Origin of the sequence: Paenarthrobacter sp. PH39-S1 (assembly GCF_030063245.1) — a bacterium.
Lineage (GTDB): Bacteria > Actinomycetota > Actinomycetes > Actinomycetales > Micrococcaceae > Arthrobacter_M.
This window is the reverse complement of the sequence record NZ_JASISR010000013.1, coordinates 22,241-47,079: the sequence shown is the minus strand read 5'-3', so window position 1 is coordinate 47,079 and position 24,839 is coordinate 22,241. Positions and strand designations below refer to the sequence as shown.

Annotated in this window: 20 protein-coding genes; 9 read left to right on the top strand and 11 right to left on the bottom strand. The window is 61.9% G+C overall.

Annotated features, from left to right (window positions below; genetic code table 11):
- Positions 1-199 precede the first annotated feature (199 nt).
- Genes glf through QMG52_RS10075 form a run of 5 tightly spaced genes read left to right on the top strand, consistent with a single transcriptional unit; the run spans position 200 to position 7,087 of the window.
- Entirely contained in the window at positions 200-1,384 is a 1,185-nt protein-coding gene (glf, locus tag QMG52_RS10095; RefSeq protein WP_283560279.1) for a UDP-galactopyranose mutase, read from the top strand.
- Positions 1,381-3,420 carry a glycosyltransferase gene (locus QMG52_RS10090; RefSeq protein ID WP_283560278.1) on the top strand — a complete coding sequence of 680 codons (2,040 nt, stop codon included), beginning with the start codon at positions 1,381-1,383 and terminating at the stop codon, positions 3,418-3,420. The genes glf and QMG52_RS10090 overlap by 4 nt, the downstream gene beginning before the upstream one ends.
- Entirely contained in the window at positions 3,417-4,292 is an 876-nt protein-coding gene (locus tag QMG52_RS10085; protein ID WP_283560277.1) for an ABC transporter permease, read from the top strand. Before QMG52_RS10090 ends, QMG52_RS10085 begins: the two co-directional genes overlap by 4 nt.
- A gap of 20 nt (positions 4,293-4,312) precedes the next feature.
- Positions 4,313-5,053 carry an ABC transporter ATP-binding protein gene (locus tag QMG52_RS10080; protein ID WP_283560342.1) on the top strand — a complete coding sequence of 247 codons (741 nt, stop codon included), beginning with the start codon at positions 4,313-4,315 and terminating at the stop codon, positions 5,051-5,053.
- Positions 5,054-5,107: 54 nt separating this feature from the next.
- The gene (locus QMG52_RS10075; protein WP_349361690.1) at positions 5,108-7,087 is read left to right on the top strand and encodes a DUF6541 family protein; all 1,980 of its coding nucleotides are present in this window, start codon (positions 5,108-5,110) and stop codon (positions 7,085-7,087) included.
- A gap of 80 nt (positions 7,088-7,167) precedes the next feature.
- Here the strand turns inward: QMG52_RS10075 and rfbA are convergent, their stop codons facing one another.
- A complete protein-coding gene (rfbA, locus tag QMG52_RS10070; RefSeq protein ID WP_283560275.1) occupies positions 7,168-8,031 on the bottom strand; it encodes a glucose-1-phosphate thymidylyltransferase RfbA in 864 nt (287 codons plus the stop codon).
- A gap of 110 nt (positions 8,032-8,141) precedes the next feature.
- Between rfbA and QMG52_RS10065 the strand changes: the two genes are divergently transcribed.
- Positions 8,142-9,224: an acyltransferase family protein gene (locus QMG52_RS10065; RefSeq protein WP_283560274.1), complete on the top strand. Its 1,083-nt coding sequence runs from the start codon at positions 8,142-8,144 to the stop codon at positions 9,222-9,224.
- Between the two features lie 917 nt (positions 9,225-10,141).
- Here QMG52_RS10065 and QMG52_RS10060 read toward each other — a convergent pair.
- The 7 genes from QMG52_RS10060 to QMG52_RS10030 form a co-directional block, all read right to left on the bottom strand.
- Complete coding sequence (locus QMG52_RS10060) at positions 10,142-11,044, bottom strand: glycosyltransferase (RefSeq protein ID WP_283560273.1); 903 nt, start codon at positions 11,042-11,044, stop codon at positions 10,142-10,144.
- Between the two features lie 21 nt (positions 11,045-11,065).
- Entirely contained in the window at positions 11,066-12,160 is a 1,095-nt protein-coding gene (locus tag QMG52_RS10055) for an NAD-dependent epimerase/dehydratase family protein (RefSeq protein ID WP_283560272.1), read from the bottom strand.
- Positions 12,161-12,182: 22 nt separating this feature from the next.
- Positions 12,183-13,070, bottom strand: a complete 888-nt coding sequence (locus QMG52_RS10050; protein ID WP_283560271.1) for a glycosyltransferase family 2 protein — start codon at positions 13,068-13,070, stop codon at positions 12,183-12,185.
- Positions 13,071-13,478: a DUF2304 domain-containing protein gene (locus QMG52_RS10045; protein WP_283560270.1), complete on the bottom strand. Its 408-nt coding sequence runs from the start codon at positions 13,476-13,478 to the stop codon at positions 13,071-13,073.
- A gap of 3 nt (positions 13,479-13,481) precedes the next feature.
- A complete protein-coding gene (locus QMG52_RS10040; protein ID WP_283560341.1) occupies positions 13,482-14,231 on the bottom strand; it encodes a glycosyltransferase family 2 protein in 750 nt (249 codons plus the stop codon).
- A 78-nt stretch (positions 14,232-14,309) separates the two neighbouring features.
- Positions 14,310-15,248: a glycosyltransferase gene (locus tag QMG52_RS10035; protein ID WP_283560269.1), complete on the bottom strand. Its 939-nt coding sequence runs from the start codon at positions 15,246-15,248 to the stop codon at positions 14,310-14,312.
- A complete protein-coding gene (locus QMG52_RS10030) occupies positions 15,238-16,470 on the bottom strand; it encodes a polysaccharide biosynthesis protein (protein WP_283560268.1) in 1,233 nt (410 codons plus the stop codon). Before QMG52_RS10030 ends, QMG52_RS10035 begins: the two co-directional genes overlap by 11 nt.
- A gap of 162 nt (positions 16,471-16,632) precedes the next feature.
- Here QMG52_RS10030 and QMG52_RS10025 point away from each other — a divergent pair, with 162 nt between their 5' ends.
- Positions 16,633-17,409 carry a glycosyltransferase gene (locus tag QMG52_RS10025; RefSeq protein WP_283560267.1) on the top strand — a complete coding sequence of 259 codons (777 nt, stop codon included), beginning with the start codon at positions 16,633-16,635 and terminating at the stop codon, positions 17,407-17,409.
- Positions 17,410-17,431: 22 nt separating this feature from the next.
- On the opposite strand, the gene QMG52_RS10020 is transcribed toward QMG52_RS10025, so the two are convergent.
- On the bottom strand, positions 17,432-18,922 hold the full coding sequence (locus QMG52_RS10020) for a GH25 family lysozyme (protein WP_283560266.1): 1,491 nt from the start codon (positions 18,920-18,922) through the stop codon (positions 17,432-17,434).
- Between the two features lie 558 nt (positions 18,923-19,480).
- Between QMG52_RS10020 and rfbB the strand changes: the two genes are divergently transcribed.
- Together rfbB and QMG52_RS10010 are read left to right on the top strand one after the other, a co-directional pair.
- On the top strand, positions 19,481-20,479 hold the full coding sequence (gene rfbB, locus QMG52_RS10015) for a dTDP-glucose 4,6-dehydratase (RefSeq protein WP_283560265.1): 999 nt from the start codon (positions 19,481-19,483) through the stop codon (positions 20,477-20,479).
- A gap of 2 nt (positions 20,480-20,481) precedes the next feature.
- Positions 20,482-21,891 (top strand): sugar nucleotide-binding protein, encoded by a 1,410-nt coding sequence (locus tag QMG52_RS10010; RefSeq protein WP_283560264.1) that lies wholly within the window; start codon positions 20,482-20,484, stop codon positions 21,889-21,891.
- Positions 21,892-21,923: 32 nt separating this feature from the next.
- Here QMG52_RS10010 and QMG52_RS10005 read toward each other — a convergent pair whose 3' ends face one another.
- Both QMG52_RS10005 and QMG52_RS10000 read right to left on the bottom strand, forming a co-directional pair.
- Entirely contained in the window at positions 21,924-23,561 is a 1,638-nt protein-coding gene (locus QMG52_RS10005) for a DUF2142 domain-containing protein (protein WP_283560263.1), read from the bottom strand.
- Between the two features lie 63 nt (positions 23,562-23,624).
- Positions 23,625-24,638, bottom strand: a complete 1,014-nt coding sequence (locus tag QMG52_RS10000; protein ID WP_283560340.1) for a substrate-binding domain-containing protein — start codon at positions 24,636-24,638, stop codon at positions 23,625-23,627.
- Positions 24,639-24,839 lie beyond the last annotated feature (201 nt).

Sequence of the window (24,839 nt, the reverse complement as noted above, 5' to 3'; positions counted from 1 at the left end):
CGGCCGCGAATTGTGGCCGCGTCCGGGTTCCCGGACAGGTGTGGAGGACGGATGGCGTACCCGGTGCTCCCGGTCCCGGCCTAGCCCCGTCCTGGCTCCCATCACGGCGGGCCAATGGGTGACGCGCCAGAAGGTCAGGTAACGTTGATCCGTAGACGCGGGCACTGCTGTGCCCGCACGCATATGCACAGGAGAGTTTGTGAACGCTGATCTCGTCGTCGTCGGTTCGGGTTTTTTTGGCCTCACCATTGCCGAACGCGCCGCCACCGAGCTGGGTTTGAAGGTGGCCGTGCTGGACCGGCGCCATCACATCGGCGGCAATGCCTACAGCGAAAGAGAAGCGCAGACCGGAATCGAGGTGCACCGCTACGGCGCGCACCTCTTCCATACCTCCAACGAACGCGTCTGGGAGTACGTGAACCGGTTCACGCAATTCACGGACTACCAGCACAAGGTGCACACGAGCCACAACGGCGAGGTCTACCAGATGCCGATCAACCTCGGCACCATCAACCAGTTCTTCCGCGCCTCGATGGGGCCGGCCGAAGCCCGGGCAATGATTCAGGAGCAGGCCGGCGAGCTGGCCGGGACGGATCCGCAGAACCTCAACGACAAGGGAATCCAGCTGATCGGGCGCCCGCTGTATGAGGCCTTCATCAAGCATTACACGGGCAAACAGTGGCAGACGGACCCCAGGGACCTGCCCGCGGAAATCATTTCCCGGTTGCCGGTGCGCTACACCTATGACAACCGCTACTTCAATGACGCTCACGAGGGTCTGCCGGTGGACGGGTACACCGCCTGGATCGAGCGGATGGCGGACCACCCGAACATCGAGGTGATATTGAACACCGATTTCTTCGACGACGGCGCATACGGCCGTGCCGCCGTCGCCGGTCAGGTACCGGTCATCTACACCGGACCGGTGGACCGCTACTTCGATTATGCCGAAGGGAACCTGTCCTGGCGCACCATCGATCTGGAAGAGGAGGTGCTCCCGGTGGAGGATTTCCAGGGCTGCTCGGTGATGAACTACCCGGATGACGGCGTGCCATACACCCGCATCCACGAGTTCCGGCACTTCCACCCGGAGCGGGAATACACCAAGGACGCCACCGTCATCATGCGCGAGTTCTCCCGTTTCGCCCAGCACGGTGATGAGCCGTATTACCCGGTCAATACCGCCGACGATCGCGCCAAACTGCTCGCCTACCGCGACCTGGCAAGGGGTGAGGAATCGGTGCTCTTCGGCGGCCGGCTGGGAACGTACAAATACCTCGATATGCATATGGCCATCGGCTCGGCCCTGAGCATGTTCGACAACAAGATCAAGCCGCACTTTACCGGCGGAGCGAAACTCGAAAGCGGAGGTGTGGACGCATGAGCACCTCAACCAGGACCCCGTCCGTGCTGCAGCGGGTTATCCTTCCCGCCGACGGGCACGTCGACACGGTGGCGCTGTACGTGGACGCCGGATCGGTCAACGGCGTCCGGCTGATCGAGGACGACGGCATGTACCGGCTGCCAAAGAAGCGCGAAGACAAGCTGAACCTCATCAGCTCCACCCCGGCGGAAGCGCATTTCGAGGATTTTATTTCCCGCAGGTCCATGACGGTCCGCAGCGGAGCGCGGCTTTCCTTCGGCACCTACTTTAATGCCTTCCCGGCGAGCTACTGGCGCCGCTGGACCACGGTGGGCTCGGTGCGGCTGCAGGTGCGCACGTCCGGCCGCGGGGCGGTCATTGTCTACAAATCCAACGCCCGGGGCGTTGTGCAGCGGGTGGAGAGCCGGCGGGTGGACGGGGAGCAGAGCAACAGCTTTGAGCTGACGCTCAAGCCCTTCGGCGACGGCGGCTGGTACTGGTTCGATCTGGCAGCCGGGGCCGATGACCTGGTGCTGGAGGAGGCCGCATGGCTCACCGACACCGTGGCGGGCGACGGCTTCCCGGGTAACGTCACGCTCGAAATCACGACAATGAACAAGCCCGATTACTGCCTGAACAATGCCAGGATTCTGGCCGCAAATCCGGAAATCCTGACCAACGTCAGCGAAATCCTCATTGTCGACCAGGGGACCCGCAAGGTGGAAGCGGAACCGGGCTTTGCGGAAGTGGCCGAGCAGCTCAAGGGCAAACTGCGCATCATCAATCAGTCCAACCTCGGCGGCTCGGGCGGCTTTGCCCGCGGGATGTTCGAGGCGGTGGAGAACGGCAGCGACTATGCGCTCCTGCTCGATGATGACGTGGTGATCGAGCCCGAAAGCATCGCCCGGATGCTGACCTTTGCCGACTACTGCCGCAAACCGACAATAGTCGGTGGCCACATGTTCGATCTGTACAACCGCACCACCATGCACACCTTTGGTGAGGTGGTGGACCCGTACCGCATCCAGCCCGCGCTGCCGCACACGGACATGGAACTGCGCCACGACTTTGCCCTCGCCAACCTGCGGCAGACGCCGTGGATGCACCGGCGGGTGGACGTCGATTACAACGGCTGGTGGATGTGCCTGATTCCCACGGCTGTGATCCGCGACATCGGACTCTCCCTGCCGGTTTTCATTAAATGGGACGACGCCGAGTACGGTCTGCGCGCCCGCGAGGCCGGTTTCGCCACCGTTTCCTTCCCGGGTTCAGCCGTCTGGCACATGTCCTGGGGTGACAAGGACGATCTGGTGGGATGGCAGTCCTACTTCCACGAGCGCAACAGAACGATCACCGCGCTGCTGCACAGCCCCTTCGGCAAGGGGGGGCGCGTGATGCGCGAATCCGTGCAGAACGACGTCAAACATCTGATCTCCATGCAGTACTTCACCCAGCACGGCAGACTGATTGCGCTGGAGGACATTCTCAACGGGCCAGACGCCCTGCATTCCCAGCTGGCGACCAAACTGCCGCAGCTCAACGCGCTCAAGGCCGCCTACCCGGATGCCCAAATCAAGGACGACGTGGATGACTTCCCCGCCCCGCGGCTGGGCCGCGGTCCGCAGGGCGGCGGTGCGGAAGGCTCGCCGTCGAAGAAGCAGCTGATTCCGTGGGCAGCCAAAACCATGGCCCGGCAGCTGCTGAAGGCCCCTGCGGCCTCCTCCGCCGAGCGTCCGCAGGGCTACCTTGCGCACCGGGACAACAGGTGGTGGCGGCTGGCAGGCTACGACTCCGTGGTCGTCTCCAATGCCGAAGGGACCGGTGCCTCCTGGTACCAGCGGGATCCCAAAGTCATGAAGGACATGTTGGCCAAGAGTGCCCGACTGCACGCGCGGCTGTTCCGCGAATGGGACGAGCTGGCCAAGCAATACCGCGCGGCTCTGCCGCGGATCACATCCTTCGAGGCGTGGAAAAAGACCTTCGAGATCCACACCCAGACAGACAGCCATTCCCGCACCGACGACCGCGCGCCGTCAGGGCCCGCGGAGCGCAAGTGAGCGCTGCAGAAGCCGGACTGACCTACCCCGGCCGCGGCGCCGGACTGCGGGACGTTTACCGGAACCGTTTCCTGCTCAAGCTGCTGGTGATGAAGGAAATCAAGGTCAGGTACCGCGGGTCCGCGTTGGGGCTCTTATGGTCCTACCTGAAACCCGGCCTGCAGTTCGCCGTGTTCTATGTGGCGCTCGGGTTGTTCCTTAATGTCCAGGGATCCACACCGAACTACCCGATCTACCTCTTTGCCGGCATCGTGCTGGTTAATTTCTTCACCGAGGCGCTGGGCAACTCCACCCGCTCCATCATCAGCAACAGGGACCTGATCCGGAAGATCTACCTTCCACGGGAACTCTTTCCGGTGGCCAGCGTCTGGGTTTCCGCGGTGCACTTCCTGCCGCAGGTGGTCATTCTGCTGATCGTGTGCTTCTTCAATGGCTGGAGCCCGTCCATTTGGCAGCTGCTGGCTGTGGTGGCGGCCTTCGCCATGGTCTCCGTGCTCGCCGTCGGCCTCGGTCTTTTTTTTGGTGCCGTCAACGTCTACTTCCGCGACTCCGAAAACCTCGTCGACCTGCTGGTCATGATGGTCACCTGGGCCTCGCCGGTGCTGTATTTGTGGAGCCAGGTCGAGCACGTCCTGGGACGCTTCTTCTGGGTCTACCAGCTGAACCCGATGACCATCGCCGTGCAGATCTTCCACTGGTCGTTCTGGACACCCACCCTGAACCAGACCCAGGCGGCGGCGCCGGCGGCAGCCTTGGTTCCCGGGCTGGTCCCGTTCTGGCTGCCCGTGGGCGCCGTGATTTCGCTGCTGGTGCTGGTCATCGGACAAATCACCTTCAGCAGGCTCTCCACCAAATTCGCGCAGGAGCTGTGATGAGCGTGCAGGAAGTGTCCATCAGCACGGCCATCACGGTGGAAAACGTGCGCAAGGAGTTTGTCCTCCGGCACACCCGGTCGTTGAAGGAAGCCCTGGTGTGGCTGCTCCGCGGACGCCGCGGCGATCTGTCGAAGAAATTCGATGCGCTCAAGAACGTCTCCCTGCACGTGGGGCAGGGCGAAACGGTGGCGCTGCTGGGCCTTAACGGCTCCGGAAAGTCGACGCTGCTCAAACTCATTTCCGGCGTCCTGCAACCCGACAGTGGCTCCGTACGGACCCGCGGGCGGGTGGCCGGCCTGATAGAGGTGGGCGCCGGGTTCCACCACGACCTGAGCGGGCGCGACAACGTCTACCTCAACGGCGCCATTCTCGGCATGACGGAGTCTCAAATCGATACGATGTTTGACTCGATCGTGGAGTTCTCGGAAATCGGCGAATTCATTGACACGGAGGTGAAGTTCTATTCCTCGGGCATGTATGTTCGGCTGGCATTCTCCATTGCCGTCCACACGGATCCCGAGGTCTTCCTGATCGACGAAATCCTTGCCGTGGGGGACGAGCCGTTCCAGCGAAAGTGCATCGCCAAAATCAAGGAGCTCGGCGCGGCCGGCAAGACGCTCTTTGTCGTCAGCCATGACCTGGATCTGGTCGCCACGGTATGTGAGCGCGCGGTCTTGCTGGAGCACGGCCAGGTCATCATGGACGGCGAGGTGCACGACGTTGTTACCGAACTACGCCGGCGGTCCGCGGAAAGCTGACGATCCAGGAGCCCGTGCAGTGGATCCGTTCTACCCCTAAGGAGTCAGCCAGCCATGACATGGTTGTCAGCAGTACCGGCGATAACCATTGCTGTGCTTGTTCTTCTCCTGCCGGGTGCGCTCCTGGCGTGGGGTCTCCGGGCGCGGGGGTTTGCGCTATTTGCGTTGGCTCCAGTGATGTCAGTTTCGCTGATTGCCGTGGCTGCGGCGGCGGGTCCCGTCCTTGGCTATTCCTGGTCCATCGTTCCGGTGGCGGTCCTGGCTGGCCTTGCAACTGCCATGGCATGGGCGGCCAGGAAGGTGCTGGCGCGCCGCTGGCCGGACGAAACAGGCCGGCGCCGGTTTGACAGGCGCTTTTACTCCGCCGTCGCCGGCGTGGCGCTGGGGGCCCTGATTATCGGCGCGCGGCTGCTCTTTGTCTTTGGTTCCCCGGACAGTATTTCGCAGACATTTGACAATATATTCCATCTGAACGCCATCCAGTACATTTACCAGACCGGACAGGCATCATCGCTGACAATCGGCGGCATGACCGGGATCCCGTTCTACCCTGCCGCCTGGCATGCCTTCGCTGCCCTGGTGGGACAGCTTTCGGGCGCATCCATTCCGGTCGCCGTAAATGCGGCGAACCTTGCCATCGGGGCGCTGGTCTGGCCGCTGGGATGCGTCTACTTCTGTCAGCAGGTCTTCGGGCAGAAGATGCACGCGGCCCTGCTCACCGGCGTACTGTCGGCGGGTTTCGGCGCCTTTCCCATTCTGATGGTCGATTTCGGGGTGCTCTACCCTAACCTGCTGTCCATCGCCCTGCTGCCGGGAGTGCTGGCGCTCGGCGTGCAGACCCTTGGGTTATCAAAGGTTCCGGACTTCAGCCGGCCCGTGACGGGAATGGCGCTGATCCTGGCCGTTCCCGGGATTTCCATTGCACATCCAAGCACGACAATGGCATTCCTGGTATTTTTGCTGCCTGCACTCTGCTACCTCTATATTCGGGCGGCCCGGCGATGGAGAGCCAGCTGGCCGGCCAGCCGCCGCCCGTTCCTGCTGTGGACACTGCTGCTGCTTGCCGGGGCAACAGTATTCACTGTCCTGTGGGACGTCCTGCGGCCCCCGGCCGACGCAGCTTTCTGGCCGCCCATCCACTCCTACCGGCGCGCCATCTTCGAGATCCTGACCAGCTCGCCCATGGCCCGTCCCCCTGCTGTCCTTCAGACCGTGTTTCTTGTTGTCGGCCTGGTGGTGCTGGCCCGACGGAGGAAGACCTGGTGGATCCTGGGCTTATTCGCCGTCGCCTCCATCCTTTTTATCCTCGTGTCCGGTTACCACCCCGGGGATCTCCGGAACTTCGCCACGGGTACCTGGTACAACGACAGTTTCCGGTTGGCGGCGTTACTGCCTGCCGCCACGCTGCTTCCGGCAGCAGCGGGCGCTATCTGGCTGTGGGAATGGTGTAGACGATGTCTCTGGCGCCCGCTCAGAGCCAAGCTGATCGACGCCGGCACACCGGCCGCCCGCAGGCGCACAGCAGCGTCCGCTGCCGGGTTTTCCGTCATCGCGCTGACCGTCATCGCGCTTCTTGCCCAGTCCGGCAGCATGGATTATTCCGCCGGCAGGGCACGGATCAATTATCAGCTTCGGGCGGATTCGCAGCTGCTCACGGCGGACGAGAGGGCCATTCTGGGCGATCTGGACCGCATTGTCCCGCCGGATTCGATCATCGCCGCCAACCCCTGGAACGGTAGCGCCCTTGCCTACGCGCTCGCGGACCGCAAGACCCTGCAGTTGCATGTTCTGAGTCCAATAAGCGCTGACGATGCGATCATCTACAGCGGCCTCAGGGACGCCAATACTAATCCAGCGGTGTGCCCGGCCGTGCGGAACCTCAACGTCCGGTATGTGCTGGACTTTGGCACCGAGGAGGTCAATGACGGCTCCCACCCCACGCCCGGTTTGATGAATCTCGAAGCCGCCGGTGTTGTGACCCTCGTTGAACAGCGGGGCGATGCGGCACTCTACAGGCTCACCGCCTGCCGTTAGTCGGGCATGAGTGACGGCACTCAGCCGCGAGGACCCGCCGCAGGGACGGCCACGCTTTTTGCGGTACCGACTGCAGCTGACTACTGCTCCAGCAGCCCCAGCAGGTACGCGCCGTACCCGCCCTTGACCAGTGGCTCCGCGCGCTCCCGCAATTCATCGCTCGTGAGGAAACCCTGGCGCCAGGCGATTTCCTCTGGTGCGCCGATCTTTAGACCCTGCCGGTGTTCAACGGTCCGGACAAAGTTGGAGGCGTCGTTAAGGGAGTCGAAGGTGCCGGTATCCAGCCAAGCCGTGCCTCTGGGGAGAATTTCCACCTGCAGTTTCCCGCGTTCGAGGTAGGTCCGGTTGACGTCGGTGATTTCCAGCTCGCCGCGCGGGGAGGGCTGAAGGTTTTTGGCTATCTCGACGACGTCGTTGTCATAGAAGTAAAGGCCCGGCACGGCGTAATGGCTCTTAGGCTTCGCCGGCTTCTCCTCCAGGGAAATCACCTTGCCGGTGCTGTCGAATTCGACGACCCCGTACGCTGTCGGGTCGGCTACCCAGTAGCCGAAAACGGCCCCGCCGTCGATGTTTTGGAAACGCCGCAGTTGGGTGCCCATGCCATGGCCGTAAAAGATATTGTCCCCTAGGACCAGGGCCACGGGTTCCTGACCGATGTGCTCCGCTCCCAGGATGAAGGCCTGAGCCAAGCCGTCGGGAGACGGCTGCTGCATATAAGTTAACGAAACGCCGAACATGCTTCCGTCGCCCAGGAGGCGTTCAAACTGCTCTGCGTCGTGCGGAGTGGTGATGATCAGAATGTCTGTGATGCCTGCCAGGATCAGGGTGGACAAAGGATAATAGATCATCGGCTTGTCATAGACCGGCACCAGCTGCTTGCTGATGCCGAGGGTGATGGGGTGAAGCCGGGAGCCGGTACCGCCGGCTAGTATGATTCCGCGCATGTTTCCATCATCCCGTAGATGCCAGACACAGCAAAAACGGGCTTGAGCAAGGTCAACCGGTGCGCCGCGATAGGATGTGAGGGCCAGAACCAGCAAAAGACGGGAAGAAATTGACTGCGCTTGGTGTGAAGCCGAGGGAACTGCCGAAGATGCTGTTCGGTAAACCCCTGGACCCTCGGAATAACAGCCTGAACCTTATCCGGCTGATTTTGGCTTTCATGGTGCTCTTTGCCCACAGTTTCTTCGTCGTGGGCGCGGGGACCGGGCCGGGCTTTAAGGGCGAGAACCTTGGCGGCTGGGCGGTTGCCGGATTCTTCGGCATCAGCGGCTACTTGATTACGGGCAGCAGGTTCAACAACAACATTGGGCCGTATCTGGTCCACAGAGCCGCCAGAATTTTTCCGGCGTTTCTCGTCTGCCTGCTCGTCATGGCTGGAGCATTTGCGCCCATTGCCTACGTGGCCCAGCACTCTTCCCTGCACGGGTTTTTTCAGACCCCCACGACGCCGGCCAACTCGGTCTTCGCAAACATGTTCCTCAAAATCAGCAGCTACGACATAGCGGGCACTCCTGCCGGCGTCCCCTACCCGGGAGCGTGGAACGGATCACTGTGGACCTTGTACTTCGAGTTCCTGTGTTACCTGCTGATCGCGCTGCTCGGTTCATTAGCACTCGTGCGGAAATCGCCGTGGCCCATTCTTGCCGCGTTTCTTCTCAGTGTGCTTGTCTGGGCCAATATAGCCCGGCTTGATCCCTATCTGCAGAACAATTTCGATTTCAATATGCTTGCCAGACTTGTACCGTACTTTTTGGGCGGTGCCGTGGTCAAGGTGTTTGCCCGCCGCATTGGCCTCAACTGGCAGGGCGGCGTGGCGGCCTTAGTGTTGGCTGCAGGGTGTGTTTTCGGATTGGACGGCTTCGGCAATCAGCTCGCTGCACCGTTCATCGCTTACCTTCTGCTCTGGGTGTCGACGTGGCTTCCGAGCCCGAGGCTCGTTCTGCGTCACGATATTTCCTATGGTGCATACATCTACGCTTTTCCGGTCCAGCAGCTGCTGGCAGTTTTCGGCGCCTACCACTGGGGGGTGTGGTGGTTCACAGTTGCCGCCGCGGCAGCCACCATTCCCTTTGCCACTGCCAGCTGGCTGTTGGTTGAGAAGCCCATCATGGCGATTGCAAAACGCCGGACCTGAGGACGGTTCTGAGCGTTCAGGATCTGCCGGCGCTGATGACGCGGACGGCCAGGGGAGTCCCCGCCAGGTGGCTTTGTACTGCTCCGTATATTTTCCGGATAAACGATGACCGACAGCCCAGGATTAGTGCGCAGGATGCCGGCAGCCACTTCCGGGGCCTTGGCATAGTCCTTCGATAACTCCGCGAGGAGCCCGGTCAGCTCAATGTTCATTGACGTGGCAGCTCCGCTCAGCCCGAGTTCCCAGCGGGAGGCAGGAATCGGGTCAAGGCCGTTATCCGCCGGGAGATAGATCGATTCGTGCTCCTGCACCAGCTGGCCGCTGTCCAAGAGATACCGCACGCGGGCGGGCGTCTTCCATGAGAACCCAGGCGAAGAGTTCGACCGCATTCAGATCCTTTTAGAAGTAATACGAGATGGTTCCGGAATGCTGAATCTGGCCGTAGGCAAGCACAATACAGACCCCAACAGGGAGTAGGAGCCCCAGACCCGCCATACCGGCTTGGCGGCGATCCGGGCTGCTGTCCTGTTAGATCCGGGAGAGGCAACGTTGGCCGTTGATGAGGATCCGCTGCGACAGGATGGGGGAGGAGGGAATCAGCAGGACCAGAACTCCGGCGAGACCCAGCAGCCAATATCCGGTCGCGGGACCGCTTTCGCGCGCCAGTACCACGGCAGTAAAAACGGCAACAAAAAGCAGTGCCGCGCCGAAGATCCGCCGCGAACGCGGGGACGCGGCTGCTCTTTTCGGCGTATGAGGATCAGGGACGGATTCCCCGACCCGAGACCGAACTAACTACGGATACACTATCCACGGGAAGATGTCCTTTGGCTAGAGAGCTGGCTGTTGAAGGTGCCCACCGGCTGTACACGGCGTCTGTGGGCCCAAGGTGAGGTTGTATTGACACCGCCGAGCCGTTATCGAGCCACACGTGGACCGGTCACCCGGTGGCGTCCGTCGCGTGCTCCCGCGACGGCGTTTTTGAGGCGCTCCAAGCGTCCGGGCACGAGCAGACTAACAATCATGAGATGCCGACAGTCGGCCAGCATTCCCTTGACGGCCCATCCGGGCTGCCGCAGCCAGTACCTGTTGACCAGAAGTTGGCGGTTGCGGAAAATATAGTAATACCGGTAGGCTGCGGCGGTCCTGACCAAGACCGGTTTTCCGCCAAGGGCCGGTTGCCAACCCAAAAACTCCGCCGGACGCATGCTCCCCAGCGAGTGGTCCAGGCCAGCTGTTTCGGCGATCACCACCTGGTAGCCTGCTGTACGGCACCGCAGATAAAACTCAGTGTCCACGCCATCGATAAACAGTTCGCTCATCAGTGGGCCCAAACGGTCCAAGACTGTCACCGGTATCAGCAGTCCGGACTGAATCGGTTCGCCGCCCAGCACGACCGGGCCGACATGACCCGAACGCCGGGTACCCAGTCCCCGAATGCGCCCGGGCGCCACCATTCCTACCGCGACATCGGCCGCAGTTGCCTGGTCGAATGCCGTCACCAGCTTGTCCACGTACCCGGCTTCAACCCGGGAGTCCTGGTCCATTGTGAGGATGAACGCCGGGACTGCGGCGCGGTCCGCGCACGCCGCGGCAATGCCCGCATTCAGCGCCGCGGCGATGCCGGAATTGGTGGCCAGCCGCACAATCCGGCAGCCGAGTGTGGCCAGCTGCGCCAGCACCCACGTCGGATCGTCGGAACTGCCGTCATCGACGGCAATGACGACGTCGACCTGCCGGAGTAGCGCGCCCACATTGTCCAGAACACTGGCGTCCGGGTTGTAGAGCGAGACAACGGCCGCTGTTCTCCGGTGTGTCATATCCTTTGGTCCAGCCGGGGGTTACGCTGGCTGAACGCCCGGCTGGGCGTCGATCCAGTCGGCCAGGAGGTCAATTCCCTGGGTAAGACTGTATTGCGGCTTCCAGCCGAGGACGTCCGCCGCGGCAGATACATCGGCCCAGGCATGCCGGACGTCTCCCTGCCGGTATTGGCCGGTGACGTGTGGCTGCGGCGCGTTGTAATGCCGTGCAATCAGGCCGGCTGCGGTACCGATCGTTTGGAACTCGCCGGAACCGATGTCCATTGGCGCGCCCTGCACACGCGTGCTGATCGCCCCTGCGACGATGGCGGCGGATACATCGTCAATGAGGACGAAGTCCCGGCGGACATCCCCGTCCTCATAGAGTGGAATTGATTTCCCGCCCATAGCCATCCGGCAGAAGAGGCTCATAATGCCGGTATACGGATTAATCAGGGATTGCCCCGGGCCGTAGACATTCTGGAGCCGGAGAATGACCGTCTCCACATCATAGGACTTTGCCCAGGCCTGCAGAATGTTTTCCTGCGCCAGTTTAGTGGCGCCGTAAACACTGACCGGCGCCGGGAACGTTTGTGCCGCATTCATGGCAACCGGTTCCGCGCCCGGGAAGTCCCATTCGCCCTTTTCGAGGGTCACGCTGGTGCGCTGGCCGGGGTAGAACAGCTGGCCGTCGGCACGGCGCCAGGCCCCTTCCCCATACACGGCACGACTGGATGACAGAACGATCCGCCGCGGGAGCTTGTGGTGGCGATTAAGACCGTCCAGGAGCTGGGATGTTCCCACCACATTGACGTGCGTATGCCTCGTCGACTCATTGAGGGATTGCGCCGTACCCGTTTCGGCGGCGAGATGGATAACGACGTCGGGCGTGACAGTTGCCAGGACGTCATCCCATGTGGCCGCTTCGGTCACGTCGCGGACAATCAGTTCTGCCGCTGCCGCCAGCTCGGGAGGTCTGCGGCCGCTGGCATGGATTTGCGGATGCAGACTGTCCACGACGACCACGCGGTCAAAGGATTCCACAAGAGCGGCGGAGATGGCACAGCCGATGAAACCGGCTCCGCCCGTGATAAGGACGGTTCCGCCAGGTCGGGCTGAGGATGAAGGAGTAGTCACATTGGACCTTTCGTTGCGGCAGTCAGCTGCCGAATGTGTGGCGGACGAGGGCCCGGATGGCTGTGGTGTGCCTGCTGCCAACGGCCTTTGGAAGCAGGGACAGGGCATGTGCCCGGGACGTGATGCGCAGCCTGGCGGCCAATGCTGCGCGGTTCCAGCCCAGCTCGTCTGCCTGCGCCGCGGCGACGGAGAAATACTCGCGTTCACCGGCGAAGCGCGACCCATCGATGAGCTTTGTCGATGAGGCACTGTTGGAATGGCGGCGGTATGAAAAACACAATGTGGGGTCAATCAGTAGTTGGTCGCCTCGGTAGACCATGTCCATGATCAGTGCCAGATCCTGGATGATCGGAAAACCCTCCCGGAAATCCACCTCGCGGATCTTTTCCGTCCGAAAGGCCAGAGCCGGCCAGTAAAGCCAGTCCCCATGCATCAGGTTGGTGGCCAGCACTTCTCCTGAGATTACCTGCCGGCCGTTTCCCCTCGGACGGACAAGGCGCTGCTTAATGGTGTCCGTAAGGGTCGAAACCACCACACCGTGTTCATCGATTACCTGCACGCCGGGCTGGATTATCGCCGCGTCCGGAAAACGGCGGTGCGCGTCGAGGATGACGTCGACGTAATTTGGCAGTAGGACGTCATCGCAGCCCAGAATGACCATGATTTCCTGATCAACCAACGACACGCAGGTCCGGTAGTTGGCGGTAATGCCTTCGTTTCGGTCTTTACGGATATATTTCACCCGGGGGTCGCTGATGCCCGCCATGAAGTCGGGGATTTCCTGACTGGGGTAGGCATCATCCACCACGGTCAGGAGCCAGTCGCCGTTTTTCTGCGCCAGAACGCTGGCAACGGTTTCTTTCATGAAGGCGGGGTCGCCCCAGTAGGGAATAAAAATATCCAAAGGCATTTAGTTGTCGGTGCTTTCGTTAGCAGTATCGGTCCTGAGAATCAGCTGCTCAGGAACATTTGGAGAATGATCGGCTGCCAAGTGTTCAACCTGTGTCCGTAGGATGGCGACTTCTTCGGCCAAAGTGCGAGTCTCATCCTCGACGACAGAAATCTCCCACGACAGATGCAGGCACACACCGAGCAGCATCAAAATACTCATGGCAAACAACAAGTTGGATGGTATCTGTACGCCGACGATTTCCGCCACAATGTTCAGCAGGCGGGGAAATGCCGCCAGCACGACGGTCGCAACCCCGACCACCAGCCAGAGAACGGCGTATTTTTCGCGTAGCTTCTTGCGGCGCAACATATCGACGACGATGGCCACGATGGCAAGCGCCAACAGAAAGGCTGCGATGTTTCCCATTGTCTAGGCTTCCGCACTTTCTTCACGCGGCGCGACAACCGAAGATCGCCTACGGGTCAGCGCAAACAGCAGGGCGAAAACCGAACGACCCAGGTACATGGCGGCTTTTACCGGATTGTGGCTCGGTTTTCCGCCTTGCCGTGGTCTCATTTCGACTGGTACCTGGGTCACGGTGCAACCGGATCGGACAGCCACGACCAGGGAATCAATCGTGTCGCCCAAATACTCGGCGGGGTAGTGGTCCAGATACTGGCTGATGGCGCGGTCGTTCGCCGCACGGAAGCCGCTGGTGACATCGGTCAGCCGGGTCTTGGCCAGGGATGAAATAACGCTCGCCAGGAATTGCATGGCCCATTTCCGGGGCCCCTTCACCGCATAATCGCCACGTTCGGCGAAGCGGGCCCCGATGGAAATATCAGCGCGGTCCAGCCCGGCGAGAACTTCGGCGATGTTCGTCGGATCGTGCTGGCCATCGGAATCGACCTGAATCACCTGATGATAACCCAGACGCCGGGCATATTTGAAGCCCGCGCGCATGGCCCCCCCGACCCCCAGATTGAAGGGAAGATTGAGGACCGTGGCTCCTGCGCGGGCAGCGATGGCTGCGGTGTCGTCGGAGGATCCGTCATTGACCACCAGGACGTCATAGTGAGTACTCACGGCCAAAACTTCCGCAACTGTCGAACCAACAGATTCGGCTTCATTCCATGCGGGCATGATAACTAGAGCGCGCGCGGTGGGGGGAGATTCCATGATGTCCAAACTATATCAAGTGCCGGTGCCCCGGCCGGGAAGCAGTACCGTGCCCACCTGCCCCCGCCGCGCGTGTCATTAATGCAGGCGGTCCTCGAGCGAAGCAGGCATCCGTCCCGTGCGTCCGTTGACAGCGTCACGGAACCCAGCGGCTGCAGCCATCGCCAGGGCGCGCCTGCCCGGGCTAAAGAGCAGCCGCAGGATGTGTGCCTTGGATTCTTCCAGCAGTCTGCGGGCAACCCAGCCAGGCGCCTTCAACGCGTACCTTCTGCTGAGGACTGTCCCGTTGCGGCAGATGTAATAGACCCGGCTGGGTGAATGATAGTTGTAGGAAATGTCACGCCCGAAAACGCTGACTCTCCGCCCGAACAACGTGGCGTGGCCGCGTTCCCCCAGATCGTGTTCCAGCGTGCAGCCGGGGCCGATGACAACTCTCAGGCCGGCGTCACGGCACCGCATCGTGAAGTCGGAGTCAACCCCGTCGATAAAAAACGATTCCGCAAAATAACCGACGCGTTGCCACGTCGAGCGCGGAATGAAGAATCCGGACTGCATCGGGTCAAAGGCTTCAGCCGGGCCGCCCCCGATCCTTAGCTTCGGCGAAAGCTGCGGCGTCGGATGCCCGCTGTAGGCCGTGGCGCAGACAAATCCGATCTCCAGATCGGCGGATCCCGCCTCGGTAAGGCATGTCAGGGCCAACTCCACGTACCGGCCGGTAACCGTTGAATCCTGGTCCAAAGTGAGAAAATACTTCGGATCCCAAGTTTTCTCGGCGTAGTGCACCCCGGCATTGAGGGTTGCCGCGATACCAGCGTTGTGCTCCTGGCGGAGCACGGTGGCTCCCGCCGCTTCAATGGCGGTGAGGACATCTTCGGAGCCATGCGGGGATCCGTCGTCGACGACGACAACGTGGGTCACTTGCTCCGCGAGTGCACGGACAGTGTCAGCCAGATTGTCCTTGGGACGGTAGGCCGCGATGATGGCCACGACGACATCGGACTGGTCTTCATGGTTCATGGTGATGGTTCCTCTCATCATTGAGTACGCGCAGTGATGGAGCCAGCAGCGAGGCAAAAAGGACGACTTCGCTCAGCGCCATGCCAAGCGCTATCCCGGGGGTATTTCCGGTGAGACCCGCGGCCAGCATCGCTGCCACACCCAGTACCGCTGAAACCAGGGTCCACCGAAGGATCAGGGCCTTCTGGCCCGCCGGAATCAGCAAATTGCGGATAAAGGGGGTGCTGGCCGAGAGGAACAGAAAAGCAATGCCGTAGAAAAAACAGACCTGGATGGTGGCCTGGATCTGACCGGCAAACAGGACATTGCTGACGAAGGGCCCCAGCGCCGTCAGAATGACGGCACCTGCCAGGCCGAGCCCGGCATGGGCCCAGATCGCGGCGATGTGCCGCTGACGGCCGTTGCTGATGCCCCGCTCAATCGTCCAGCTCTGAAAGGCGTTGCCCAGCGCCACCACGGTGAACAGCCCGAACCGGTACAAGGTATCAGCCGTCGCGAGGCTGCCCGAGGCCACCGGCGGTGAGGTGACGGTGGCAATCGGCGTCGGTGTCGATGCGTAGGCGTTTCCGGCGAGATTTATGCCTGCCGTGTGGCCTTGGCTTTTCAGTTCCCGCAAGGTCGTTGCCAGCGAAGTCGGGAGCCACTGACCGTCCCGCGAGAATCTGCGGTGGAACATGATCAGGGTCGCCACGGTGGCTACGGCGAGAATTGCGGTGTAGTTCCACAATTGATGCGTGAGCAACAGCAGCGGCGCGGCGAGCGCCGTTGCGATAAATCTGGGGATCGTGTCGTAAAGTGCCAGCAGTCGGGGCTGTCCCAATCCGATGCAGAACCATGCGGGCGACATGCCGGCCAGCACGGAAGCCCACGCCATGCTCACTGCTTCAACACGGAACCCGGGCACCGCCACGGCGGCGGCAATGGCCGCGGAGACGGGAAGAACCAGAACCAACAGGACCAGTCGGGTGCGGATGCTTTTCAGATAGACGGCACCGCGGCTCCGAGCGTCGTGGGCGCGCGCGATGGCGACCGGTCCGTCCACGTTCCAGCCCCACATGAGTACCGTGGCTCCGAAGGTTCCGATCGCCTGACCGGATATGACGCTGGAAATTCCGCCCGGACCCACGAATCCCGCTATGACGGGCAGCAGGAGCAGCGGAGTGATCAAAGACAGCAATGGCAGCACTGTGAAACCCGATAGGCGCAGTAATACGGTCTTCATTCGGTGCTTTGGTCCTTGACTGGTGGAGGTCTCAAATGATCTTACGGGAAAGCGGAGCGGCATCGCCGATCGCCTAAAGTCGATCGCCTAGAGTGGTCAACGGCAGGTACCCCTCTGCCGCGGCGTCAGCGCCGCATCATCGTCCGACGGAGAAGTGGAACCATGAACGCGCAGCATGAGGATACGTCCCTGGGCATTCGGGCCAGCGTCTGCATGGCGACATACAACGGCGCGGAATATGTGGCGGAACAGATTGAGTCGATAATGCGCCAGCTCGGACCGAACGATGAACTGGTGATCGTCGACGATGCGTCCCCCGATACGACGGTTGAGGTAGTCCGGACCTTTAGCGATGACCGCATCACGGTGCTGCAGGCGGTACAAAACCAAGGCTACGTGCGGTCCTTCGAACAGGCGGTGCTCGCCAGCAAGGGTGAGTACGTCTTTCTGGCGGACCAGGACGACGTCTGGCTTCCGGGGCGGCTGGCGGTCATGCTGCGGGCGCTGCAGGGGGCGGATGTCGTCGCCAGCAACTTTGCTGTTCTGGACGACGGCGACAGAGGTAAAGTTCCGCTGCTCCGGGCCGCCGATTCAGGGCACCACGCCCGGAATATCGCCGGTATTTTGGTCGGGTACAGGCCATACTATGGCTGCGGCATGGCGATGACGCGTGCCCAGGCCCGGGTCTTCACGCCAGTTCCGTCCTATCTGAAGGAGTCCCATGACCTGTGGCTCGCGCTCTGCGGCAATGTGGCAGGCTCCATGGCCCATCTCGACGAACCGACGCTTTTGCGCCGTCTGCACGGCAACAACGTGACGCCGACCGGATGGCGTTCGCTCCGCCGGATCCTCCAGGCGCGTCTGATGATTTTTCGCGCCCTCTTGGAAGCGGCACGCAGAACCAAGGCATCGAAGCGGTCCGCGCAGCAGGCGGCCTGATCCCCCTGCTGCGCGGACCGGGCTACTGCCGGACCGAATCCACCGTGAGGGTCCCGAGGTTATTCGTCATCTGCCAGCCATTGCCGCGGACGATCCCCACAGTCGACTTACCGTTACCGTCCCAGTCGCCGACCGTGGGCCGGTCCGTCGGAACTCCATAGGGAAAGACGTATTTCACCACAGGACTTTGCGCGTTGTCGGATAGCCAAAATATGCCGGACCGCCAGACCCCGAAAGTATCCTTGCCATCTCCATTCCAATCACCAATGAGGGGGGTGTCGGAGGGGATGCCGTAGTTGGATACAACGTCGACGCCCGGTCCCCCGCTCTGTGAATTGGTCAGCTGCCAGCTGCCGCTGCGGAAGATGCCGATAGTTGTCTTACCGTCGCCGTTCCAGTCTCCGACAATCGGACTGTCCGACCCCACACCATAGTTCTGGACAATGTCCACGGTCAGACTGTTGACGCTGTTGGTCAGCTGCCACGAACCGTTGCGCACTATACCGATGGAATCCGTGCCGTCACCGTCCCAGTCGCCAACCACGGGTTTGTCACCGGGACTGCCGAAGTAGAAGCACTTGCGCTCCGCAGCCGGCATCTGCAGGCACCAGAAGGAATCCTTGTACCAGCCGATATAGGACTTGCCGTCACCGGCCCACTTTCCGGAGATCAGGGTGGCGCCCGGGATCAACCCGACAGCCCCGACAGGGCCGACTGAGGTGTTGTTCGGAGCTCCGGCGAGTTTCCGCAGCTGATCCATGGTGCCATTGAAGACATTCTGATCCCCAGGGAACGTTGCTGTCCGTGTTTGACCGGCGTCGGCATACCCGTCGGCGTACTGCCAGATGGTGTGCTGCGGCCAGCCCCCCGGCATCCAGGGGCTGGACGCATAATAGGCGGCGATCCACAGCGGGTTCGTTTGCGCGAACCGGGTGGTCCCGCCCAGGCAGTCCTGCCAAAAATAGTAGCCCGTGTAGATAACGGCGGCCTTGTTCGTGTTCCGGGAAATGGTCGTGACAAAGTCGTTGACCCAAGAGGCCATTTGTGCCGGGCTGAGGCCATAGCACTTCCCGGTGCCGTCGTCATAGGGATTGTCCTCGATATCCAGCGCAGGCGGCATCGTTTTGCCGTCAGCGCTCCAGCCGCCGCCGCTGGACAGCATGACCTGTGCCTGGGATGCGCCGCTGGACAGATTCGGCCGGGCAAAGTGATAACTTCCGCGGATCAGCCCGGCGTTGGCAGCGCCCTTGTATTGCTGGCCAAAGTAATCATTGAGCGCCCACGGACCTTCCGACGACTTTATGTAGGCGAAACGCGCTCCGCGGTTCCGGACCGAATTCCAATCGACATTCTGCTGCCAGCCGCTGACATCCAGCCCCAACGGATTTTTTTGGGTCCCGTTCGGCTGCTCGGCGACGGAGGGCTCGATGCCTGAAGCGGGGATCCCCTGCGGCGCGGCAAGCCTGGCCGCGCTGCCCGCCTCCGGGACCCCGCCGGCATCGGCCCCTCCCATGACGGCGCCGCCTCCTATGGGTCGCTGGTGTGGATCGGCCGACGCAGCACCCGGGGAAGCCGCTGGTGCGGACGGGCCGGCCGCCGGAGTCGCTGCCTTCGGCGCAGGAGTCGACGGCGCAGGTTTCGACGGCGAAGCCGACGGCGGCGCCGGGGAAGGCGACGGTGTCCCGGCCGGTGGGGCGGACGTCGCAGCGGTGCCCGGACGTGGCGGAGGCGGCGGGGTCGGCGCGGCGGACGCCGTTTGCCCTCCGACGAACAGCGTGAGTGCCACACTGGCCGCAATCAGGCAGGGGGCAGCCTTGAATGTTTGCACGAATAACCTCGGATTTCATGGAAGTCACCGACCGCGAGACCACGCTCCGATGTTCATATGTACCATAAACCGGAGGTGGCTGAAGTTGCTAATGGGCAGCAGCAAGGCCACAGGCGAGTGCGGGCTGCTGCCGCGTCCGACACCGGCCGGAGGTTCACCTGCGGGAATTTGCCGGGCTTCCGGGGCTACCGCGTCAGTGCCCCGGCTGCGCACCGGCACGTGCGAACGGGTACCTTGATAGGCATGCAGAAAATTCTTGTCACCGGCGGCGCCGGCTTCATCGGATCCAATTTCGTTCACTATGTCCTCGACAATACGGACCATCATGTCACCGTGCTGGACAAACTGACATATGCAGGAAACCTGGCATCCCTGGCCGGACTGCCCGCTGAACGCTTCAGTTTTGTCCAGGGGGACATCTGCGACGGCTCGCTGACGGACAGGCTCACGGCCGCTGCCGACGTCGTCGTGCACTACGCAGCCGAATCCCACAATGACAATTCCCTGCATGACCCCCGGCCGTTTCTGGATACAAATATCATCGGCACGTACACGCTGATCGAAGCGGCCCGCAAGCACAACAAACGGTTCCACCACATCTCCACGGACGAGGTCTACGGCGACCTGGAGCTTGAGGATCCGGAGCGTTTCACGGAAAGCACGCCGTACAACCCGTCCAGTCCGTACTCGTCCACGAAAGCCGGTTCGGATCTGCTGGTCCGCGCGTGGGTGCGCTCCTTCGGGCTGCAGGCCACGATCAGTAACTGTTCCAACAACTACGGCCCGTATCAGCATGTGGAGAAATTCATCCCGCGGCAGATCACCAACGTCATCGACGGAATCCGCCCCAAGCTCTATGGAGCCGGTGAGAACGTCAGGGATTGGATCCATGCCAACGACCACTCCGCCGCGGTCCTGACCATTCTGGACAAGGGAGTGACCGGCGAGACATACCTGATCGGAGCGGACGGCGAGAAAAACAATAAGGACGTGGTGGAGCAGATCCTCACCCACATGGGACTACCCGGGGACGCCTACGACCATGTGACAGACCGGCCCGGGCACGATCTGCGCTACGCCATCGACTCGTCCAAGCTCCGCAGCGAACTGGGCTGGGTCCCGAAATTCGCCAACTTCGACGCCGGCATCGAAGACACGATTGCCTGGTACCGGAAGCATGAGGAATGGTGGCGCCCGCAAAAGGCTGCGACCGAAGCCAGGTACCAGGTGCAGGGTCAGTAGCCATGACCATTGAATTTTCCAAAAAGCTCAGAGCCACCGAAACGGCGATTCCCGGCGTCGTGGTGTACGACCTGCCCGTGCACGGCGACAACCGGGGCTGGTTCAAGGAAAACTGGCAACGGGAGAAAATGTTGGCACTTGGCCTACCGGACTTCACCCCGGTCCAGAACAACATTTCCTTCAACGAAAAGGCCGGCACCACACGCGGTATCCATGCGGAGCCGTGGGACAAATATGTCGCCGTGGCGACGGGTAGGATCTTCGGCGCCTGGGTGGACCTCCGCGAGGGCCCTTCCTTTGGCGCGGTCTTCAGCACGGAACTGGACGCCAGTCAGGCCATATTCATTCCGCGTGGGGTGGGGAACGCTTTCCAGACGCTGGAGGACAACACCGCCTATACCTATCTGGTCAACGACCATTGGAGCGCGGACGCGCAGGGGCAATACACTTTCCTGAACCTGGCTGACGAGACGGCTAATATTGCCTGGCCGATACCTCTGGGAAACGCCGAGCTTTCGGATAAGGACAAGTCACACCCCCGTCTGCCAGATGTAACGCCCATGCCCGGGAAAAAGACCCTGGTGCTGGGAGCGGACGGACAGCTGGGCAAGGCTCTGCGGAAGGCCTATGCCGGGGACGCCTCGGTGGAGTTCGCCGGCCGTGCGGACTTTGATCTCACCGTTGACGCGTCCTACACGGGCCGGAACTGGAAAAATTACACCAGCATCATCAACGCGGCAGCTTACACCGCCGTCGACACCGCCGAAACGCAGGAGGGCAGAGCGGCGGCGTGGGCACTCAACGTCACCGCTGTGACCCGGCTGGCGAGAGTCGCGACCGACTACAGGGTGACGCTGGTCCATGTTTCCAGTGATTACGTATTCGATGGCACTCAGGCGCTGCATTCCGAGACCGAACCGTTTACACCACTGGGGGTCTACGGACAGACCAAGGCCGCCGGCGACGCCGTCGTCGGTGTAGTTCCGCGGCATTACCTCGTGCGCACCAGCTGGGTCATCGGGGAGGGCAATAACTTCGTCCGGACGATGGCAAACCTGGCCGGACGCGGCGTCAGGCCTTCAGTGGTCAACGACCAGATCGGCCGGCTGAGCTTCACAGAAGACATCGCCGCGGGAATCCGGCATCTGGTGGATTCAGGGGCCACATACGGCACTTACAACCTCAGCAACGACGGCGCCCCCCAGTCGTGGGCGGACATCGCCGCCGACGTCTATGAGATCTCCGGAGCCGACAGGGACGCGGTCACTGGCGTTGACACCGGCACGTACTTTGCCGGGAAGGAAGCCGCACCGCGGCCGCTCAACAGCGCGCTGGATCTTGGGAAAATCAAAGCTTCGGGATTCGCCCCGGCGGATGCCGGCCTGCGGTTGCGGGAGTACCTGGGCCGGTAGGCCCCGGACCCACCTGAGGAACGGGAGCGCGATCAGGCGGGCCCGCTCCGGGCGTCGGCGGCAGGGTTCACTCCTGGCCGGACGTCCGGGGCGGCTGCCTTGGCGCGGTGCCGCGGCCGGACAAACAACTTGAACCCTGGGAATAGATAGCTGTACAACGAACGGGCCGCCACTGTGAGGAGGGCTGCATAGAGGATGGTGAGCACCGGCCAACCGAGCGGGGGCTGCCATGAGGGATGACTGATCATTGTCTGCCAAGTGCTCAGATCCTGAATGCCCGCGACATACCGACGCAGCACGTAGGCGAACGAAGCCACATGAGCGACCAGGGCCGAAATTAAGAACAGCCTGCCCAGCACTGGCGCCCGGGCAGATGTGGAAAACCGATGGCAGCGCAAAGCCATCCCGGCAGAGATCAGCGTGATGATCACCAGCGGCATCGTATAGCGTCCTTGCCAGATGAATCCGACACTGCCGACGAGTACGGCCTGTATCACAGCCGGGACCACAGCCAGCATTAGCAGGGTCGTTACGAAAACATAAGCCAGGCGTCTCGGCCGGGTGATCAGCGGGAGCAGGATCGCAAGAACAAATAGCATGCTCCAGAACGAGAGGACCATCTGGGGCACGGGCGTATCCAGCCAGCCCATGACGCCGATGTATTGCGTGATGAAGTCAAACGTCCTGTCCAGCATCGTGACAAAAGCCTGATAAGAGGCGACGTTGTGAGTGGCGTTGGCGATGCCTTCCGGAGCCACACCGCTGGATGCCGGCGTGGATAGGGTCAGGACCATCCATGCCAGCCCCAGAACAACTCCAACGGCGGCGATACCGATGGTCACGAGTGTTAACCTATTGCGGAACAGGGACGCCACATCGCGCCAGCGGTAAAAGAGGAACGCGACGACAACGGCACAGAGGAGCCATGCCAGGGAAACCGACCGCGTGTTCGCCAGGACAGCTATGGACGCTCCAACGGTCAGAATCGCAGGGCTGACCCGGGCGAGCCCCCGGGAATTATCGAGCACAACCAGTAGCCCGCAAAAGAGGGCGACCGTGGTCCCTATTTCAATGGAATTTGGATTGATCCCGGAGCCCAGGAACAGCGTCATAGGGGTTATGGCGACGGCGGCGGCGATCACGGGCCACCCTGGTCGTCGGAGCTGCAGAAGTGCCGTAAACCCGGCGGCGAAGAAGACGGCCGACAGCAGGGCACTGACAATGCGCATGGCATAGATAGCCGGGGCGCCGGTCATCACCAGGCTTGGCAGGCCCACGATCCAGTAATACATGGGGTTGTAGGTTCCGGCCGATGTTACCGCGATGGCGTCATAGGTGTCGTTGCCCGGTACCGGCGGTGCGCAATCGGCCGGCACTGCGCGCTGAAAAGCGAAGCACGTCTGAGCCGGCAGGTTCGCGATGTATGCCGGAACGATGACGTGGACACCGTGACCGAACGACTGGCCCGGCGGAACCGTCACCTCACCCCTGACAACCGCCGCAGCCTTGATCGTGTGGGCTGGTTCGTCCGGGTAGCCCATCAGCGGCGTTGCCACGGCCCACAGGCTGAACGCGAGCGAAAAAAATATGAACAACCCAAGGAAGACTGCCGCGGGTGACCTGCGAGTTTTATTCGCAGTCCCGGCCTGCTTTCCGATGGCGGTCGACATGGATCTCCGATGCTGGTGTTCGATGTAAAGGCCGTGTCGGGCGGATGAGGCTGTGTTCACCGGCTAGCGGCCCCCGACGGTGATCGCATCGACGAGGCGCAGGGATGATGCAACCGCCGCCGGACCGGGGGAAGTTGCGGCTGCCGAATTTGCCGCCGCCCGCTGTCCTGAATCACTCAACACGTACTTCGCCCATGATTGCACGAGCGTTGCCAGGGCCTCGGGCTGATATTGGTGGCAGAAGACCTGATAATTTATGGCACCGAGCGCGTACGCCTGATCGGTGTCACCCAAGGAGATCGACACGCCGCCAGCGGTCGCGCTCAGCTGGCCGGCTGCTACCGACGCATCGAGAGCGTCGTCTGTCATCTTTCCGTATGACGAGCCAAACTTCAGTTGCGCCGTACTGAAACGGGTGCCGATGGATGCTCTGTCTGTGAAGCCAATGGATCCGGCCGTGTCGTCGAGGGCCTGCGGCAGGTCAGAAAGCTTGTCTACCCGACGGCCGGCAGTATCATCGGGGAGGGTGTCACCGGGAGAGCGGGACAAGTCGCCCGCATCGTTCTTGTTCAGATAAGCAGTAAAGGCCGCTGTCAGTGCGGACGGCTCGTCGGCATGAATGGGAACGATTTTGCGGTCCGGAATTGAGATGTGCGGATTCTGCGCCACAATCCGGGCATCCCGCCAATTCGTAATGTCTCCGCTGAAAATCCCGGCCAGGGACTCCGCGTCCAGGTGCAAGTCCTTCACGTTCCCGAGATTGTAGGCGACCGCGATGGGGATGATCGCCGTCGGGACGGCAAAGGCTCCCTGCGGTCCGCAAAACGCCTTAGAGTCCGAGATGTCCCCGGTGGTCAGGGGCGCATCCGTGACGGCAAAATATGCAGTGCCGGAGAATAGCGCCTTCTTCCCAACGTCAGCGCCGTCGGGGGAAAACGCAAGGGACACTCGTTTGTTTTCCTTGACCCAACCGTCCCGCCATCCATCCATCGCCCGTTGTCCGGTTCCAGCGCCGACAGCTGTGAGGGCGCCTCGCACTGACCCGGGCTCCGCCGTCGCCGAGCAGGCCGTGAGCATAGCGATGCTGCAGGCAACAAGCAGCGCGTGCCATCGTCCTGTCGTGCGACGATTCAAAGTAGGATCCCTTCATTTCTCCCCATCGTGAACCCCACGAGGACGGGCCACTACAAACACACTATCCGGCGTGCGGCCATTGACCGCACATGCCGGGCCGGAGGGTGATGATTCCGGCGCGAATTCTTATGGCGCAGGTCTCCT

What these genes read in the sequence shown, in the direction of transcription:
- QMG52_RS10090 (WP_283560278.1), top strand. Translation starts at nt 1,381, where the DNA reads ATGAGCACCTCAACCAGGACCCCGTCCGTGCTGCAGCGGGTTATCCTT.
- QMG52_RS10075 (WP_349361690.1), top strand. Translation starts at nt 5,108, where the DNA reads ATGACATGGTTGTCAGCAGTACCGGCGATAACCATTGCTGTGCTTGTT.
- rfbA (WP_283560275.1), bottom strand. Translation starts at nt 8,031, where the DNA reads ATGCGCGGAATCATACTAGCCGGCGGTACCGGCTCCCGGCTTCACCCC.
- QMG52_RS10060 (WP_283560273.1), bottom strand. Translation starts at nt 11,044, where the DNA reads ATGACACACCGGAGAACAGCGGCCGTTGTCTCGCTCTACAACCCGGAC.
- QMG52_RS10050 (WP_283560271.1), bottom strand. Translation starts at nt 13,070, where the DNA reads ATGCCTTTGGATATTTTTATTCCCTACTGGGGCGACCCCGCCTTCATG.
- QMG52_RS10045 (WP_283560270.1), bottom strand. Translation starts at nt 13,478, where the DNA reads ATGGGAAACATCGCAGCCTTTCTGTTGGCGCTTGCCATCGTGGCCATC.
- QMG52_RS10040 (WP_283560341.1), bottom strand. Translation starts at nt 14,231, where the DNA reads ATGGAATCTCCCCCCACCGCGCGCGCTCTAGTTATCATGCCCGCATGG.
- QMG52_RS10035 (WP_283560269.1), bottom strand. Translation starts at nt 15,248, where the DNA reads ATGAACCATGAAGACCAGTCCGATGTCGTCGTGGCCATCATCGCGGCC.
- QMG52_RS10030 (WP_283560268.1), bottom strand. Translation starts at nt 16,470, where the DNA reads ATGAAGACCGTATTACTGCGCCTATCGGGTTTCACAGTGCTGCCATTG.
- QMG52_RS10025 (WP_283560267.1), top strand. Translation starts at nt 16,633, where the DNA reads ATGAACGCGCAGCATGAGGATACGTCCCTGGGCATTCGGGCCAGCGTC.
- QMG52_RS10020 (WP_283560266.1), bottom strand. Translation starts at nt 18,922, where the DNA reads ATGGGAGGGGCCGATGCCGGCGGGGTCCCGGAGGCGGGCAGCGCGGCC.
- rfbB (WP_283560265.1), top strand. Translation starts at nt 19,481, where the DNA reads ATGCAGAAAATTCTTGTCACCGGCGGCGCCGGCTTCATCGGATCCAAT.
- QMG52_RS10010 (WP_283560264.1), top strand. Translation starts at nt 20,482, where the DNA reads ATGACCATTGAATTTTCCAAAAAGCTCAGAGCCACCGAAACGGCGATT.
- QMG52_RS10005 (WP_283560263.1), bottom strand. Translation starts at nt 23,561, where the DNA reads ATGTCGACCGCCATCGGAAAGCAGGCCGGGACTGCGAATAAAACTCGC.
- QMG52_RS10000 (WP_283560340.1), bottom strand. Translation starts at nt 24,638, where the DNA reads ATGCTCACGGCCTGCTCGGCGACGGCGGAGCCCGGGTCAGTGCGAGGC.